Genomic DNA, 13701 nt, shown 5'->3' with positions numbered 1-13701 from the left:
GCACCTCTCCCCTGGTCAGGACCGGGGCGAGGGGGACCCGTGCGGTGAGCGGCGCCGTCGGGCCTCGCTGCGGGCCGCACGGCGACGCGCACGCCACTCCGCGAGGGGGACCAGCCGGTCCCTGCCGACGACCCGCTGGACCTGGGCAAGCCGCTCCCCGGTCGCCCGGACGACCGACGACGTCGCCTCGTCGGCGAGCGAGACGATCGGCGCCCCGCCCTGCGGGCCGTAGAGGTCCGCGAAGTACGAGGACGGGGCGACGGTCAGGACAGCGGCCCAGATCTCGTCGTCGACCGGCGCGCGGTCGAACATCCAGTACCCCGGGTCCTCGACGGGACCGCCCGCCCGGTGGCGCAGGAGGTTCGCAGCGTCCGTGTAGCCCGGCGGAGTCGGCCCGTCCGGTGTCACGACGTCGAACGCCGCCTCGGCAACGTCGGACGCGAACACGGCGAGGACCTCGCGCGTCGTGCGTACCCGCTCCTCGTCGGCGAGACCGTCGCTGTCCACGACCCACTCGTCGCGGCGTGTCCTCACGCCGTCGCCGGGGCAGGTGCGTCGATCGCGAGCTTGACCCCCACGGCGCCCAGCAGCGTGCCGGTCGCGCGACGCTGCCAGCGCATCCACGTGGGTCGCGAGCGCAGGAACACCGCGATGCTGCCCGCGGCCAGCACGATCCCCGCGTTGACGACCATGCTCACCCCGATCTGCACGCCGCCCAGCACGAACCCCTGCCCCATGACGCTGCCCGCGGTCGGGTCGATGAACTGCGGGATGAGCGCGAGGTACATGATCGCGGCCTTGGGGTTGAGCAGGTTCGTGAGCAGGCCCATGCGGAAGAGGGTCGCGCGCGAGTCGCGCGGGAGGTCCTGCGCCTCGAACGGGGAGCGCCCGCCCGGGCGCAGCGTCTTCCACGCGAGGTAGAGGAGGTAGCACGCACCCGCGACCTTGAGGCCGACGTACAGCCACGGCACCACGACGAAGACCGCCGCGAGCCCGACGTTCGCCAGGGTCATGTAGACGACGAACCCTGTCGCGGTCCCCGCGAGCGAGACCATGCCCGCCTGCCAGCCCTGGCTGATGCTGCGCGAGACCAGGTAGACCATGTTGGGCCCAGGTGTCAGGACCATGCCCAGGGCGACCGCCGTCATGCCCAGGACCGCTGCCGTGCCGACCATGCCGGGTCTCCTTCTCGTCGGGTGGCGCGCGCGTCGCGAGGACCGGGCCCGCCGAGAGTCATTGTGCCGGGGACCGAGCCCCCACGACCAGGCGAATGCGGGCGCGTACGGCCCGGACTACGGTCGAGGGACCGACGAGCGGAGGCACGCATGGACCACGAGGCCGTCATGACCTGGGTCGCGGCGTACGAGGCGGCCTGGCGCGACGAGGACCTGCGCGCGGTCGAGGCCCTGTTCACCGAGGACGCCCGCTACGCGCGCTCGCCCTACGACGAGCCCCTGCACGGTCACGGCGAGATCCGGGACTTCTGGCTCGTCGACGCCGGGGAGACGTTCACCCTGACGGCCGCGCCCGTCGCGGTCGAGGGGGCCACGGCCGTCGTGCGGCTCGAGGTCCGCTACGGCGGCCCCTCACCTCAGGAGTACCGGGACCTGTGGATCCTGCGCTTCGCGGACGACGGCCGCGTCGCGGACTTCGAGGAGTGGGCCTACTGGCCGGACAAGGCGTTCACCGTCGAGTGAGCGCGCGCCGCCGCCCACGCGGCGTGCGAGGATCGCGCCCATGAGCGCTCCCAGCACCCGCCGGCCCGACGCCCGCACGCCGGGCACGTGGGGCATGCGCACCGACGTCCTGCGTCACGGGCACGGGCACGACTCGGACAAGGTCGGCTACATCGAGCTGTTCTTCGACCTCGTGTTCGTGTTCGCGGTCACCCAGCTCTCGCACTCGCTCATCGCCCACCCCGACGGCACCACCCTCGTCCAGACGCTCATCCTGGGCGCTGCGGTCTGGTACCTGTGGATCGACACCACGTGGGTCACCAACTGGCTCGACCCCGAGCGCCTCCCGGTGCGGACCATGCTCCTCGTGCTCATGCTGCTGGGCCTGCTCATGTCGAGCGCCATCCCGAAGGCGTTCGGCGAGAAGGCCCTGCTGTTCGCGGGGACGTTCGTCGCGATCCAGGTGGGGCGCTCGGCCTGGACGACGTACGCGCTCCACCGGCACTGGCCCGAGAACGGCACGAACTTCGTGCGCATCACGGTGTGGCAGGTCACGTCGGGCGTCTTCTGGATCGCGGGTGCCCTGGTGCCCGACGACTCGTGGCGCCTGATCCTGTGGATCGTCGCGGTGCTCATCGACTACTCGGGACCGCGAGCGCTCTTCCGGGTACCCGTGCTGGGCCCCACCGACCCGTCGACGTGGGTCGTGCGGGGCGAGCACATGGCCGAGCGCGTCGGCCTGTTCATCATCATCAGCCTGGGCGAGTCGATCATCGTCACGGGCACCGCGTTCGGCGACCTGGAGCTGACCGCGACCGTGGTCCTCGCGTTCCTCGCGGCGTTCGCCTCGACCGTGCTCATGTGGCTGCTGTACTTCGACCGTTCGGAACGGCGCGCGACCGCGTACTTCGCCGGGTCGGCGTCGACCGGGATGATCGCCCAGACCGCCTACACCTACGTGCCGTACCTGCTCGTGGTCGGGATCGTGCTCACGGCCGTGGCCGACGAGCTGGTCCTGCTGCACCCGCTCGGCCACGAGGGTTCGGGCCACGCCGACCCGTGGACGGCCGGGCTGATCTGCGGCGCGGGCATGGTCTACCTGGTGGGCAACACCCTGTTCCGTCGCGCGACGGGCGGCTCCTGGTCGCTGCCGCACGTCGCGGGCGTCGCGGCCCTCGGGCTGCTCTACGCGACCTACCCGGTGCTGTCCCCGCTCGCGATCAACTGGATCTCGAACGGCGTGCTCCTCGCCGTGATCCTCGGCGACGTGGCGCGCTCGCGGCGAGCGGCGCCGTCGGGCACCTGACGGGCGCCTGCGGCGTCCCGGCGACGCGGCCCGACGACGGAGCGCGGCCCGCGCGCTCAGCGCGCCGAGCGTCCCTGCCGGGCCTGGCGAGGGGTCTCGAAGAAGTGGTCGAGGTCCTCGCGCGAGGGAAAGGTCCCCGCCGGGCCGCCGACGAAGCTGTCCAGGAGCCTCGCGGCCAGGTCGCGGACGGGTTCGTTCGTGATGCTCGAGTGGTGCCGGAGGATCTCGAACGCCTCGTCGTCGTCGAGCCCGTAGACCACCATCAGGGCCCCCTTGGCCTGCTCGATCGTGGCCCTGCGCTCGGCCGAGGCGTTGATGGCTCGGGTCGCCTGCTCCTGGACCAGCGCCTCCTGGGCCTCGGTGAGGTCCATGAAGTACCCGACGACCCGGGTCACCTGCCCCGTGACCCCGTCGACATCTCCCTGCCCGACGACCCCCAGGACCCGCGTCCGTCCCCTGGCGTCGATGATCCTGTGCGTGCAGCTGAACGGGGCGCCCGTGCTCGTGACGTCGGCCAGCACGTCCTCGACCCGAGCGAGGTCGTCGGGGTGCTTGTGGGCGAGCATGAGGGCGGTCGTCGGGACGACCTCACCGGGTGCGAACCCGTGCATCTCGAAGAGCTCGTCCGACCACCACCATTTCTGTGACGGCACGTCCAGGACGTACCTCGCGACCGGTTGCGGCCCCCCGGCGAGCAGGACCGCCTCGAGCCTGCGGTCGTCCCCCGCTCTTCTGTCCTGTGTCGTCACGTCGAATCTCCCTGCGAACACCCCTCTACGGGCCCACGACCTCCCCAGCATCCCACCTCGTCGCCCGAAGCACCCGGCGGTGCCGTGGCCCGCGCCCGAAGACGGGTGCGCGGCTCAGCCTGTGCCCGCCCACGGCCGCTGTCCCGGGAAGATGATCTGCTCGATGCGCCCGCCCGCGTCGCGCACGACGTGCTCTGCCCCCTCACGCAGTGCGGTGTCGCGCCCGGCGAGCACGGCCTCCGCCTTGGTGTCGAACACCGCGAACACCTGGGCTGTCCCGGCCCGGCGGTTCTTCCACCGGCTGTCCTCGTGGAACGTCTCGATCTTGGGAAACATCGCAGGACCTCGCACCTTGCCCGCGTGCGCGGGCACGAACTCCACGGCCTCGTCTCGACCTCTCTCCACGATAGAGGAGTCCCTCTCCCCTGCCCAGGCCTCGCAGGTGGCCCCACTGGGCACGTGCACAGCCACGACCTGCGATCTCACGGTCGCGAGGCGCGGGTCCGGAACGTCCGAACGATGCAAGACTGGAAGGAGCAGAACAGGACCGGGAGCGGGTGCGACATGGACGGCAAGGCAGTGATGCTGGGGCTGCTCGCGCGCTCGCTCGCGCGCGGCGACACGTCCGCGCCGCTCGCGGTGCGGCTGTGCAGGGCGTGCGTGGAGATCCTGGAGGCCGACGGCGGGGCCCTCACGCTGTCCTCGACCACGCCCGAGCGGCTCACGGTCAGCACCTCGAACGGGAACTCGGCGCGCTTCGAGGACCTGCAGGAGGTCCTGGGCGAGGGACCAGGCCAGGTCGCCTACACCGAGGGCCGGACCGTGATCGAGGTCGTCGACGGGTCGGACAGCGCCCGCTTCCCCGTGTTCAGCGACCTCGCCGAGGGCATCACCGGGCCGGTCACGCTCTTCGCGGTGCCCATGCGTCCGGCCGGGCAGACCCTCGGTGTCCTGACGCTCTACACGGTCCGCGGCCCGCTGGCGCACGGCATCGAGGACGCCCAGTTCCTCGCCGACGCCGTGGGCGCCGCACTGCTCGGAGACCCGGACTCGGTCGACGCCCTGGCCTTCCCCACCTGGCCCGAGCGCGCACGCGTCCACCAGGCCACGGGCATGATCGTGGCCCAGCTCGGCGTCGCCCCCGAGGACGCGCTCGCGCTGCTGCGCGCGACGGCCTACGCCGAGTCCCAGACTCTCGACCAGGTCGCCGAGGTGGTCATCTCAGGTCGCCTGAACTTCGCGCGGCACGACGACCTGACCGACGGCATCGTCTCGCACGAGACGCCAGGAAACGAGGAGACATGAACCCGCGCACGTCCGCCCAGGCACTGGCCGCCGTGACGTCGGCCCTGCTGCAGGACCACGACGTCACCGGTCTGCTCGCCCAGCTCGTGCAGGACAGCGCCCGGTTCGTGCCCGCGGATGCCGCCGGGCTCCTGCTGCAGGGCGAGGGCGACGTGCTCGAGGTCCTGAGCGCCACGTCCCACCGGGCGACCGAGCTCGAGCTCTACCAGGCCCAGCACGACGAGGGTCCATGCGTCGACGTCGTCCGCACGGGCCGGTCGATCGAGGTCGTCGGGGCGGGCGAGGTCGACCGGCGCTGGCCGCGCATCGGCCCCGAGATCACCGGTGCGGGCTTCCGCTCCGTCTACGCCTTCCCCCTGCGGTGGCACGGTCTGACGATCGGGGGGCTCAACCTCTTCGCCGCCACGGACGCCCCGCTCGACGACTCCGCCCGCCAGCTCGCTCAGACCTTCGCCGACGTCGCGGCGCTCGTGATCGTCCAGCCGGTCCAGGTCGACCAGGTCGACCTGCTCGCCAGCCTGCGCAGGGCGCTCGAGGGCAGGGTCGTGGTCGAGCAGGCCAAGGGTGTGCTGGCCTACCAGCTCGGCGTCGACATGGCTGCGGCCTACGACGAGCTCGTGCGCCGCTCCGACCAGGACGGGCTCTCGCTCACCGAGACCGCGGCCGCGACCGTCGCACAGGCTCAGCGGCGCTGAGGGCACGCCGCCGGGATCGTGGCGGCCCCGGGCCGGCCCCAGCCCCGGGCCGGCCCCAGCCCCGGGCTGGCCCCTCGCCGGGCCTACCCCGGTCCCTGTCAGGCAGAGACGGGCGCTGGCCGCGCCGCGACCGCGCCGTGCCCCGCGACGTCGACCCCCACGGCCACGACGCGCGCGAGGCCGTCAGTGACCTCGACGGTCGAGACCGAGGCGTTCGGCAGCGCCGCCAGCCCGGTCGGGTCGATCGTCGCGAGGTAGGCACCGAGCGTCAACCCGTGCCCGACGACGAGCACGTTGCGGTCGATGCCGGCCCCCGATGCCGTGGCGTCGTCGTGCGCGGCCACGATGCGCCCGAACACCCCACGCACGCGGGCCATGAACTCGGCCCCCGGCTCTCCCCCGCCGACCCCGGCGTGCGTCCCGGCGAGCACCGCGGGCACGAGCTCCGACCACGGGACGACCGCGTCGAGCTCGTGCTCGGGTCGCCGCTCGAACGAGCCGAACGACAGCTCGCGCAGGTCGGCGTCGACCGTGATGGGCAGGTAGGGGTGGTGGCGCAGGATCTCCATGGCCGTGAGGACCGCGCGGCCCTGGGGCGAGGAGTACGCGGTGTCGAAGTCGTGGCGCGCGAGGTGCTGCGCGGTCACGCGCACCCCGGCTCGCCCGGTGCGCGTGAGCGGCGAGTCGCACGCTCCCTGGAGGTGGCGGCGTGCGTTGAGGACGGTCTGCCCGTGGCGGACGAGCGTGAGAGTGAGGGTCATCGTCGTAGTGCCCTTTCCGGTGTTCCGGTGTCTTGTCGCTCGCGACACTAGCCCCGGTCCGCTGCGTCGCGATGTCCCCCACCGGGCGCCCGCGCGACGATCGGGTGAACGCCGCGTGGACGCCCTGCCGGGCCGGCCACGCTCAGCGCGGCGAGGCCGCGGGGGCGTAGCTGCCCGTCTCGAGCTCCTCGACGAGCGACGGGCGGCGAGGGTTCCAGCCCAGGGCGAGCGAGCGCGTCACGTCCGCGACGCCCTGGTCGAGCAGCAGGGCGTCGGCGAAGGGGGCGCCGAGGCGCTCACGGGTCGCGTCGTCGCTCTCCGGCCCGACGGCGCCACCCAGCCCCGCGGCCCGGCTCGCCGCACGCGTGAGGTCGACGACCGAGACGCTGTCGCCGGCCGCGCCGAGGAGGCGCCCCGTGAGTCCCTGCTCGACCGCGAGCACGTAGAGCTCGGCGAGGTCGTCGACGTGGACCGTCGCCCAGCGCTGGGTGCCGCTGCCCACGAGGGTGAGGGATGCGCCGTCGGGCCCCTCGCCGCGCGGGGCTCCCGCGACGATCCCCGGGATGCCCGCGCCGTGGCCGTAGACGATGCCCGGCACGACGACCGAGGCGACCACGCGCCCCCGGGCCTCGGCAGCGAGCAGGCGCTCTTCGATCGGGAGACGCCACGCCACGATCGCGGGCGGGTCCAGGGGCGAGTCCTCGGCGATCGCGTCGCCGCTCCCGTAGACCCAGATCCCGCTCGTGTGGACGAACGGCCGGGCCGTGCCGTCGAACGTCGCGAGGACCGCGTCGACGACCGAGGCGTCGATCGCGGGGCTCGTGCCGTCGCTCGCGGCCGCGGTGTGGACCGCGGCGTCGGCGTCCTCAAGCAGCGCGGCGAGCGCCGCGGTGTCGGTGAGGTCGGCGACGACAGCCGTCGCGCCCGCGGCCTCGACCGTGCGCGCGGACCCCTCGCTGCGGACGAGCGCGGTCACCCGGTGCCCCCGCGCCGTGAGCGCCGCGAGCACCGCGGACCCGACGAATCCCGTGCGACCCGTCAGCAGAACCTTCACGTCAGCCTCCTCGAACCCACCCCTGCGGGGTGCCGACGACGCCCGGTGCGTCGCGTCGATCCCAACGGTATCCAACGGGTACCAATGACTTCAACGTGCCATTATTACCTCATGGATACTGTGGGAACGGTCGACGAGGTCCCCGACGTCTTCTCCCCGACCTGCCCGTCGCGGCTCGTGGTCGAACGCCTCGGTGACAAGTGGACGCTGCTCGTCCTCATGGCGCTGCGGACCGGGATCCTGCGGTTCGGGGAGCTGCGCGACAAGATCGGTGCCGTGACCCCCAAGGTGCTCACGCAGACGCTGCGCTCGCTCGAGCGCGACGGGATCGTGACCCGTACCGTCTACGCCGAGGTGCCCCCACGGGTCGAGTACTCGCTCACGGACCTGGGGCGCTCGCTCCTGGGCCCGGTCGACGCGATCCGCGCCTGGTCCGAGGCCAACGGCGAGCGGATCGCCGCGGCCCGCGAGGCATCTGCGGTCTGAGACGCGGGACGCTCAACGGCACGTGAGCCAGGCGTCGGCCCCGAACAGTTCTGCGGGTGACGCCCAGGGCTTCGCGGAGGGCACCCATCCGGTCCGGCCCGCCAGGAACGTCAGCACCCGTGCCGCCTCGAGGAGCACGTCCGCCTCCCCCGCGCCGGCGACTGCGGAGAGCAGCAGCATCACGCTCGAGACGGCGGGATCGGGCGGTTCGGCCCCGACGAAGCGCGCGCTCGCGAGCACGTCGAGGAGCGCGAGGAGATCGACGTCGAGATCAGCGGCCGGACAGCCGACCGCGCTCGCGGCGAGACTCAGGGCGTGGAGCCGACCAAGATCCTCGATCAGGCGCTGCCGCCCCTCGCCGTCAGGAGCGGCCGACGCGCCGTCGGGCCACATCAGCAGGCCCAGGGCCTCCTCGGCGAAGAGGTGCGGGACGTCGCCGCGAGCCGCTGCAGGATCCACAGGCCGGGCCGGGAACAGTCTCACCGCGTCCCGGGCGATCTCGTGGACCGGGATCGGCCGAGTCGCGGCGGCAGTCGCCCGGTCCGATGCGTACCGGATGTCCAGGAGCGAGACCTGACCCGCCCCGACCATGTCCACGACCCGCTCGCACACGGCACCGGCCCTGCGGGAGTGCTCCCCGTCGCTCGGCCACGTCGCGGCCACCAAGGGCGTGGGCACGCCGTCCACCGAGTACGGGCTGCCGACGAGCAGTGCGAGCGCGAGCCGGTCGAGGCCCTCCCAGGACTGCGGCTCGGCCATCGAGTCAGCCCTGCGGGCGCAGGGCGATCGCCATGGCCTCGAGCGCGAGCAACGGTGCCACGTTGCCGTCGAGGCGCTCACGGGCCACACCGATCGCGTCCATGCGGCGCACGGTCTGCTCGGGCGTCGAGTCCTCGGCCAGCGCCTGCACGGTCTCGGCGAGCTCGGTGTTCACGAGGTCCACGTGGGCACCGAGCTGCACCACGAGCACGTCACGGTAGAGCGAGAGCAGGTCCAGCATCGCGCGGTCCAGGACGTCTCGCTGGTGACGGGTCGCGCGGCGCTTCTGGTCCTTCTCGAGGTCCGTGAGCTGCGAGCGCAGCTTGGGCGGCATGACGCCGCCCGCCTCGACGCCCAGCGCGCGCAGGAGCTCGGCCTTCTCGACCGCGTCGCGTTCCTCGGTCGCGGCCTTGGCCTCGGCCTGGGCGACCTCGACCAGCTCGCCCGCGGCGACCACGGCATCCCCGACGCCACGGATCCGGCGCGCGATCGACAGGACCGAGGACCGGCGCTCGCGCGCCTTGCCGTCCCGGGCCAGACGGCGCGCCAGGCCGATGTGGCTCTGCGCGGCGCGCGCCGCGGCCTCGGCCACGACCGGGTCCACGCCGTCCCGTGCGACCAGCAGACGAGCGACGGCCTCGACCGGAGGCACCCGGAGCGCCACGCCACGGCACCGCGAGCGGATGGTCACCAGGACGTCCTGCGGGCTGGGGGCGCACAGGATCCAGACCGTGCGTGGCGGTGGCTCCTCGATGGCCTTGAGGAGGACGTTGGTGGTGCGCTCGGCCATGCGGTCCGCGTCCTCGACGATGATGACGCGCCAACGTCCCTGCGAGGGCCGGCGGCTGGCGACGCCCACGAGGTCACGCACCTCGCTGATCGCGATGGTCACCTTCTCGGTCGCGACGACCGTCACGTCCGCATGGGTGCCCGCGAGGGTCGTGGTGCACGCCTGGCACACCCCGCAGCCGCCCTGCTCGCACTGCAGCGCGGCCGCGAAGGCTCGCGCGGCGTTCGACCGGCCCGAGCCCGGCGGTCCCGTCAGGAGCCAGCCGTGCGTCATGGCCGCGGGGTCGGTGGCCGCGGTCGAGAGCAGCTCGACCGCGTGCTCCTGCCCGACGACGTCGTCCCAGACCGTCACGGGGCGCTCGTCCGCTCGGCCGAGCCGGGGGCCGGGTGGGCGGGGTGCGTCACGGGAGGCGTGAGCGGCAGGTCCGCGAGGTCCGGGGCGTAGCCGATCGCGGAGTCGGAGTCGTCGAAACCGTCGTCGGGCAGCGCCTCGACCGTGTCCTCTGCCTCCTCGACCACGGGCGTCAGCTCGAGCCGGGCCGCGAGGTCCACACGGATCTGTGCCTGGATGTCCTCGATCGAGGCGGTCGCGTCGATCACGACCCACCGCTCCGGGTCCGCCGCCGCGCGCGACAGGAAGGCCTCGCGCGTGCGGCGGTGGAAGTCGAGCCCTGCGCTCTCGAGACGGTCCGGCTTCCCCTGGAGGCGCTCGGCCGCGACGGCCGGGTCCAGGTCCAGCAGGACGGTCACGTGCGGCATGAGCCCCTGGACGGCCCACAACGAGATGAGCTCGACCTCGTCGACACCGAGCTCCCGACCGCCCGCCTGGTAGGCGACGGACGAGTCGAGGTACCGGTCCGTCACGACGACCGCGCCGCGCTCGAGCGCGGGCCGGACCAGGTGGGCCACGTGGTGCGCACGGTCCGCGGCGTAGATGAGGGCCTCGGTGCGAGCGTCCATGTCCCGGCCGTGCAGCACGGCCTGGCGCAGCTCGACACCCAGCTCCGTGCCCCCGGGCTCGCGCGTCAGCACGACCTCGCGGCCGGTCAGGTCCCCCAGCCACTCCCCCAGGAGGCGGGACTGGGTGGACTTGCCGACGGCGTCGCCGCCCTCGAACGAGATGAAGTAACCGGGTGTGCTCACGCGCCCACGATAGTCGGGCCGCCTGACACCCGTCGGGCGACCCGGCACGGCCGGTAGCCTCGGGGCATGTCCGTCCTCCCCGTCCCCGGCCCCGACCTCCCCGAGCCTCCCGTGCTCCCCACGCCGGGCGCCGCGTTCGCCGGGCGCACGTTCGACGCGATCCTGTTCGACATGGACGGCACGCTGATCGACTCCGTGCCGGCCGTCGACCGCAACTGGCGCCGGTGGGCGCACGAGTACGGGCTGTCGGACGCCGACTCGTTCCAGATCGAGCACGGCACCCCCGCCCGCACCCTCATCGCGCGCCTCCTGCCGGTCGACCAGGTCGAGGAGGCGTACGAGCGGATCCACGACCTCGAGCTGAACGACAACGAGGGCGTGCGGATCCTGCCCGGCACGGTCGACGCGTTCGCGTCGCTGCCCGCGACCCGGCAGGCGATCGTCACCTCGTGCACGCGTCCGCTCGCCGCGGCACGCATCGCGGCCTCGGGCCTCGTGCCGCCCGCGGTCGTCGTCACGGCCGACGACGTCGCGCACGGCAAGCCCGACCCCGACCCGTTCCTGCTCGGTGCCGAGCGGCTCGGCGTCGACCCGTCGCGGTGCCTCGTGGTCGAGGACGCCCCTGCCGGCGTGACCGCGGGTCGTGCTGCCGGGTGCGCGGTGCTCGTCGTCGAGGGCACGCACACGCTCGCGCAGCTCGCCGGAGCCTCCGTGGCCCCCGACGCGGGGGCGAGCGGGCTCGACGAGGTGCGCTTCGCCGTCGGGCAGGACGGGTCGATCAGCGTGACCGACGCCTGACGCTCGGGCTACCTCCCGTCGATGACCGCGGCACCCCGCCGGACCGCGAGTACCGTCGCTCCCGCGACGAAGTAGTCCTCCTCCGAACCGCTCCGCACGTCGCGGACCGCTTGACGCAGCGCATCGGTCGCCTGCTCGACGCGTGTCAGTCGCTCGGGGTCCGCGACCGCCCCGGCCATGGACCGGACCGCGTCCGCGTAGGCACGCAGGGTGTCCCTCGCCAGAGGGCGGAGCGGCTCTCCGAAGGCGAGGTCCTCCCGGTCCTGCGTCTCCCAGCTCGTGATCAGGCGCGTCAGGTCTCCCACGACCGACGACGTGAGCGAGAGAGCCTCGGCCTGGGCTCCTTGCGTGCGCGACGTCTCGGCGTACCGCTTCGCCCGACGGTTGGCGCGCAACGCGTCCTTCGTGTGCGCCGCGGACTGCCGCGAGACGTCGATCACGGGACCCAGCGTCAGGCGCCGCTCGTCCCACTCCTCGGGCGACGGGGCTGCGCCCCGGTCGAGGCCCTCGGCCAGGTGGTCGAGCTGGTCGGCGAGCGCCTCGCGCAGCCTGCCGAGCGCGACGTCCGAGGCAGCGAGCGGGAGGGGAGGGAACAGCAGGTTGATCCCGATCCCCACCAGGGCCCCGACGACCACGAGCCCCGCGTAGGCCCCGACATACCCCACCTTGTCCGCGTTGCCGATGATCAGGACGAACAAGGCCGAGGTGACGGCCCACGAGCCCATGTCACCCAGGATGCCCCAGCCCGCGACCAGGATCGCGACCGCGACGACGAGTGCGATCGACAGCGCGCTGGGGGCGAGGAGCAGGTCGGCCAGACGAGCGATGACCGCTCCCGCCAGGATCGCGCCCACCGCCTGCAGGGACTCGCGGACAGACCGGGCGACCGTGCTCGTCGTCGCGACGACCGCACCGAGCGGGGCGTAGTAGGGGTAGTCCGAGAACGGCTCCGGCAGGACCATCCCCACGAGCCATGCGGCGGCGGCAGCGACGGCACCGCGCACCGCCATGGCCCATCGCGGATGGAGATGCCACTGCCTCAGCGCCGCGGTCGCCACGGTCCTCACGCGCGCCGGACGGTCGGGGACTGCAGGTGCACTCATCACCGCACCCTAGGCACGCCGTGGACCTGGTCGCAGCGGCGAGGGCGAGGGCGCGACCGTCTGAGCCCGCTAGATCACACCCGCCCGCAGCGCCGCAGCCACGACCTTCGACGCCGCCGCGTGGACCTCGACGAGTTCCTCGAGGCTCAGGCCCGTCGCCGCGGTGATCGCGGGCGGGATGTGCTCGGCCTGGTCGCGCAGCTCGCGACCGGCCGGGGTCAGCGTGACGTCGACGACGCGGCCGTCGTGCTCGTTGCGCGACCGGGTGAGGTACCCCGTGGCCTCGAGGCGGCGGACGAGCGGCGAGAGCGTGCCCGGGTCCAGGTGGAGCCGGTCCGCGAGCGAGGTCGCCGTGGTGGGCTCGCCCGCGGCCGCGTCCTGCCACAGCGCCAGCATCACGAGGTACTGCGGGTGGGTCAGACGCAAGGGCTCGAGCAGCGGCTTGTACATGGCGACCATGGCGCGCGCCCCCGCGGACAGCGCGAAGCAGACCTGGGACTCGAGCGCGAGGGGGTCGTAGCTGTCGCGCGGAGCGCGGGAGCCCTCGCGGCCCGCGGCGGGAGTCTCCTCGCGGGGAGCGGTCGAGGGTGCCTGGGCTGCGCGTCCGGCGCTCTCGGTCGAGGTGGTCATGTCGCCATGGTAGCCAGGCTTCGCCTATGCTTGGTACACCAATCATTGGTGCACCATGCAACTGCACCGTTCTCGTGAGGAGAGGCGCATGGCCGACAAGCAGCGACGACGCCCCCTGGGCCTGCGCATGACCGAGACGTTCCTGCCGATCTTCGGCCCCGCCCAGGTCGGGAAGCAGGGCTCGCCCGGTCGCGGCGTCTCCGCGGCCGAGGCCGAGCGCGACCGCGAGCTCAAGACGCGCTTCGAGTACGTGACGGGTCCCGACGGCCGCAGCTACGTCGTCGAGCACACGGACGAGCCGACCGCGGGCTGAGTCCCCGCCCCGCCGAGAACGGGGTTGGGGGGGGGGGGGGCGAGACAACCACCCCCACCCCCCGGTAGGGCCCGCCCCCGGCGGGGGGGGCCGGCCCCGGCCCGGCGGCCCCCCCGCCACCCCCGCCGCCCCCG

General features: G+C 73.4%; 17 protein-coding genes and 1 pseudogene. 7 read left to right on the top strand and 11 right to left on the bottom strand.

Translation table 11 applies throughout. The features are described 5' to 3' along the window. Window positions 1-15 precede the first annotated feature (15 nt). Both ACFWGN_RS16910 and ACFWGN_RS16905 read right to left on the bottom strand, forming a co-directional pair. Window positions 16-507, bottom strand: coding sequence for a hypothetical protein (locus tag ACFWGN_RS16910; RefSeq protein WP_377618430.1), 492 nt, complete (start codon window positions 505-507; stop codon window positions 16-18). Between the two features lie 23 nt (window positions 508-530). Continuing rightward, window positions 531-1175: a LysE family translocator gene (locus ACFWGN_RS16905; protein ID WP_377618428.1), complete on the bottom strand. Its 645-nt coding sequence runs from the start codon at window positions 1173-1175 to the stop codon at window positions 531-533. Between the two features lie 150 nt (window positions 1176-1325). Between ACFWGN_RS16905 and ACFWGN_RS16900 the strand changes: the two genes are divergently transcribed. Together ACFWGN_RS16900 and ACFWGN_RS16895 are read left to right on the top strand one after the other, a co-directional pair. Beyond that, window positions 1326-1697, top strand: coding sequence for a YybH family protein (locus tag ACFWGN_RS16900; protein WP_377618426.1), 372 nt, complete (start codon window positions 1326-1328; stop codon window positions 1695-1697). 40 nt (window positions 1698-1737) lie between these two features. Then, window positions 1738-2982 carry a low temperature requirement protein A gene (locus ACFWGN_RS16895; protein WP_377618424.1) on the top strand — a complete coding sequence of 415 codons (1245 nt, stop codon included), beginning with the start codon at window positions 1738-1740 and terminating at the stop codon, window positions 2980-2982. Between the two features lie 56 nt (window positions 2983-3038). Here the strand turns inward: ACFWGN_RS16895 and ACFWGN_RS16890 are convergent, their stop codons facing one another. Both ACFWGN_RS16890 and ACFWGN_RS16885 read right to left on the bottom strand, forming a co-directional pair. Then, a complete protein-coding gene (locus tag ACFWGN_RS16890; RefSeq protein ID WP_377618422.1) occupies window positions 3039-3731 on the bottom strand; it encodes a PAS and ANTAR domain-containing protein in 693 nt (230 codons plus the stop codon). 114 nt (window positions 3732-3845) lie between these two features. After that, window positions 3846-4067, bottom strand: coding sequence for a DUF2188 domain-containing protein (locus ACFWGN_RS16885; protein WP_377618421.1), 222 nt, complete (start codon window positions 4065-4067; stop codon window positions 3846-3848). A gap of 183 nt (window positions 4068-4250) precedes the next feature. Between ACFWGN_RS16885 and ACFWGN_RS16880 the strand changes: the two genes are divergently transcribed. Next, window positions 4251-5036: a GAF and ANTAR domain-containing protein gene (locus tag ACFWGN_RS16880; RefSeq protein WP_377618420.1), complete on the top strand. Its 786-nt coding sequence runs from the start codon at window positions 4251-4253 to the stop codon at window positions 5034-5036. Continuing rightward, entirely contained in the window at window positions 5033-5731 is a 699-nt protein-coding gene (locus ACFWGN_RS16875) for an ANTAR domain-containing protein (protein ID WP_377618418.1), read from the top strand. The genes ACFWGN_RS16880 and ACFWGN_RS16875 overlap by 4 nt, the downstream gene beginning before the upstream one ends. A gap of 98 nt (window positions 5732-5829) precedes the next feature. Here ACFWGN_RS16875 and ACFWGN_RS16870 read toward each other — a convergent pair whose 3' ends face one another. Together ACFWGN_RS16870 and ACFWGN_RS16865 are read right to left on the bottom strand one after the other, a co-directional pair. Further along, complete coding sequence (locus ACFWGN_RS16870; RefSeq protein ID WP_377618416.1) at window positions 5830-6492, bottom strand: histidine phosphatase family protein; 663 nt, start codon at window positions 6490-6492, stop codon at window positions 5830-5832. A 142-nt stretch (window positions 6493-6634) separates the two neighbouring features. Beyond that, window positions 6635-7546, bottom strand: coding sequence for an NAD-dependent epimerase/dehydratase family protein (locus tag ACFWGN_RS16865; RefSeq protein WP_377618414.1), 912 nt, complete (start codon window positions 7544-7546; stop codon window positions 6635-6637). Between the two features lie 111 nt (window positions 7547-7657). Here ACFWGN_RS16865 and ACFWGN_RS16860 point away from each other — a divergent pair, with 111 nt between their 5' ends. Further along, on the top strand, window positions 7658-8032 hold the full coding sequence (locus ACFWGN_RS16860; protein ID WP_377618412.1) for a winged helix-turn-helix transcriptional regulator: 375 nt from the start codon (window positions 7658-7660) through the stop codon (window positions 8030-8032). 12 nt (window positions 8033-8044) lie between these two features. On the opposite strand, the gene ACFWGN_RS16855 is transcribed toward ACFWGN_RS16860, so the two are convergent. The 3 genes and pseudogenes from ACFWGN_RS16855 to tmk form a co-directional block, all read right to left on the bottom strand. Beyond that, window positions 8045-8791 carry a hypothetical protein gene (locus ACFWGN_RS16855; protein WP_377618411.1) on the bottom strand — a complete coding sequence of 249 codons (747 nt, stop codon included), beginning with the start codon at window positions 8789-8791 and terminating at the stop codon, window positions 8045-8047. Between the two features lie 4 nt (window positions 8792-8795). Further along, a complete protein-coding gene (locus ACFWGN_RS16850) occupies window positions 8796-9932 on the bottom strand; it encodes a DNA polymerase III subunit delta' (RefSeq protein WP_377618409.1) in 1137 nt (378 codons plus the stop codon). Window positions 9933-10102: 170 nt separating this feature from the next. After that, a pseudogene (gene tmk / locus ACFWGN_RS16845) lies at window positions 10103-10723 on the bottom strand (dTMP kinase); the annotation flags it as partial. Between the two features lie 66 nt (window positions 10724-10789). Between tmk and ACFWGN_RS16840 the strand changes: the two are divergent. Continuing rightward, the gene (locus tag ACFWGN_RS16840; protein ID WP_377618408.1) at window positions 10790-11521 is read left to right on the top strand and encodes an HAD-IA family hydrolase; all 732 of its coding nucleotides are present in this window, start codon (window positions 10790-10792) and stop codon (window positions 11519-11521) included. An 8-nt stretch (window positions 11522-11529) separates the two neighbouring features. On the opposite strand, the gene ACFWGN_RS16835 is transcribed toward ACFWGN_RS16840, so the two are convergent. Continuing rightward, window positions 11530-12624: an aromatic acid exporter family protein gene (locus ACFWGN_RS16835; RefSeq protein ID WP_377618406.1), complete on the bottom strand. Its 1095-nt coding sequence runs from the start codon at window positions 12622-12624 to the stop codon at window positions 11530-11532. Between the two features lie 69 nt (window positions 12625-12693). Next, complete coding sequence (locus ACFWGN_RS16830; RefSeq protein ID WP_377618404.1) at window positions 12694-13254, bottom strand: MarR family winged helix-turn-helix transcriptional regulator; 561 nt, start codon at window positions 13252-13254, stop codon at window positions 12694-12696. Window positions 13255-13342: 88 nt separating this feature from the next. On the opposite strand from ACFWGN_RS16830, the gene ACFWGN_RS16825 reads away from it, so the two are divergent. After that, window positions 13343-13567, top strand: a complete 225-nt coding sequence (locus ACFWGN_RS16825) for a hypothetical protein (RefSeq protein WP_056762982.1) — start codon at window positions 13343-13345, stop codon at window positions 13565-13567. Window positions 13568-13701: the final 134 nt, after the last annotated feature.

The sequence above is a fragment of the Oerskovia sp. NPDC060338 genome, from assembly GCF_042726295.1.
Taxonomy (GTDB): Bacteria; Actinomycetota; Actinomycetes; order Actinomycetales; family Cellulomonadaceae; genus Oerskovia; species Oerskovia merdavium.
The sequence above is the reverse complement of the archived record's forward strand: the minus strand, read 5'-3'. Positions and strand labels throughout refer to the sequence as shown.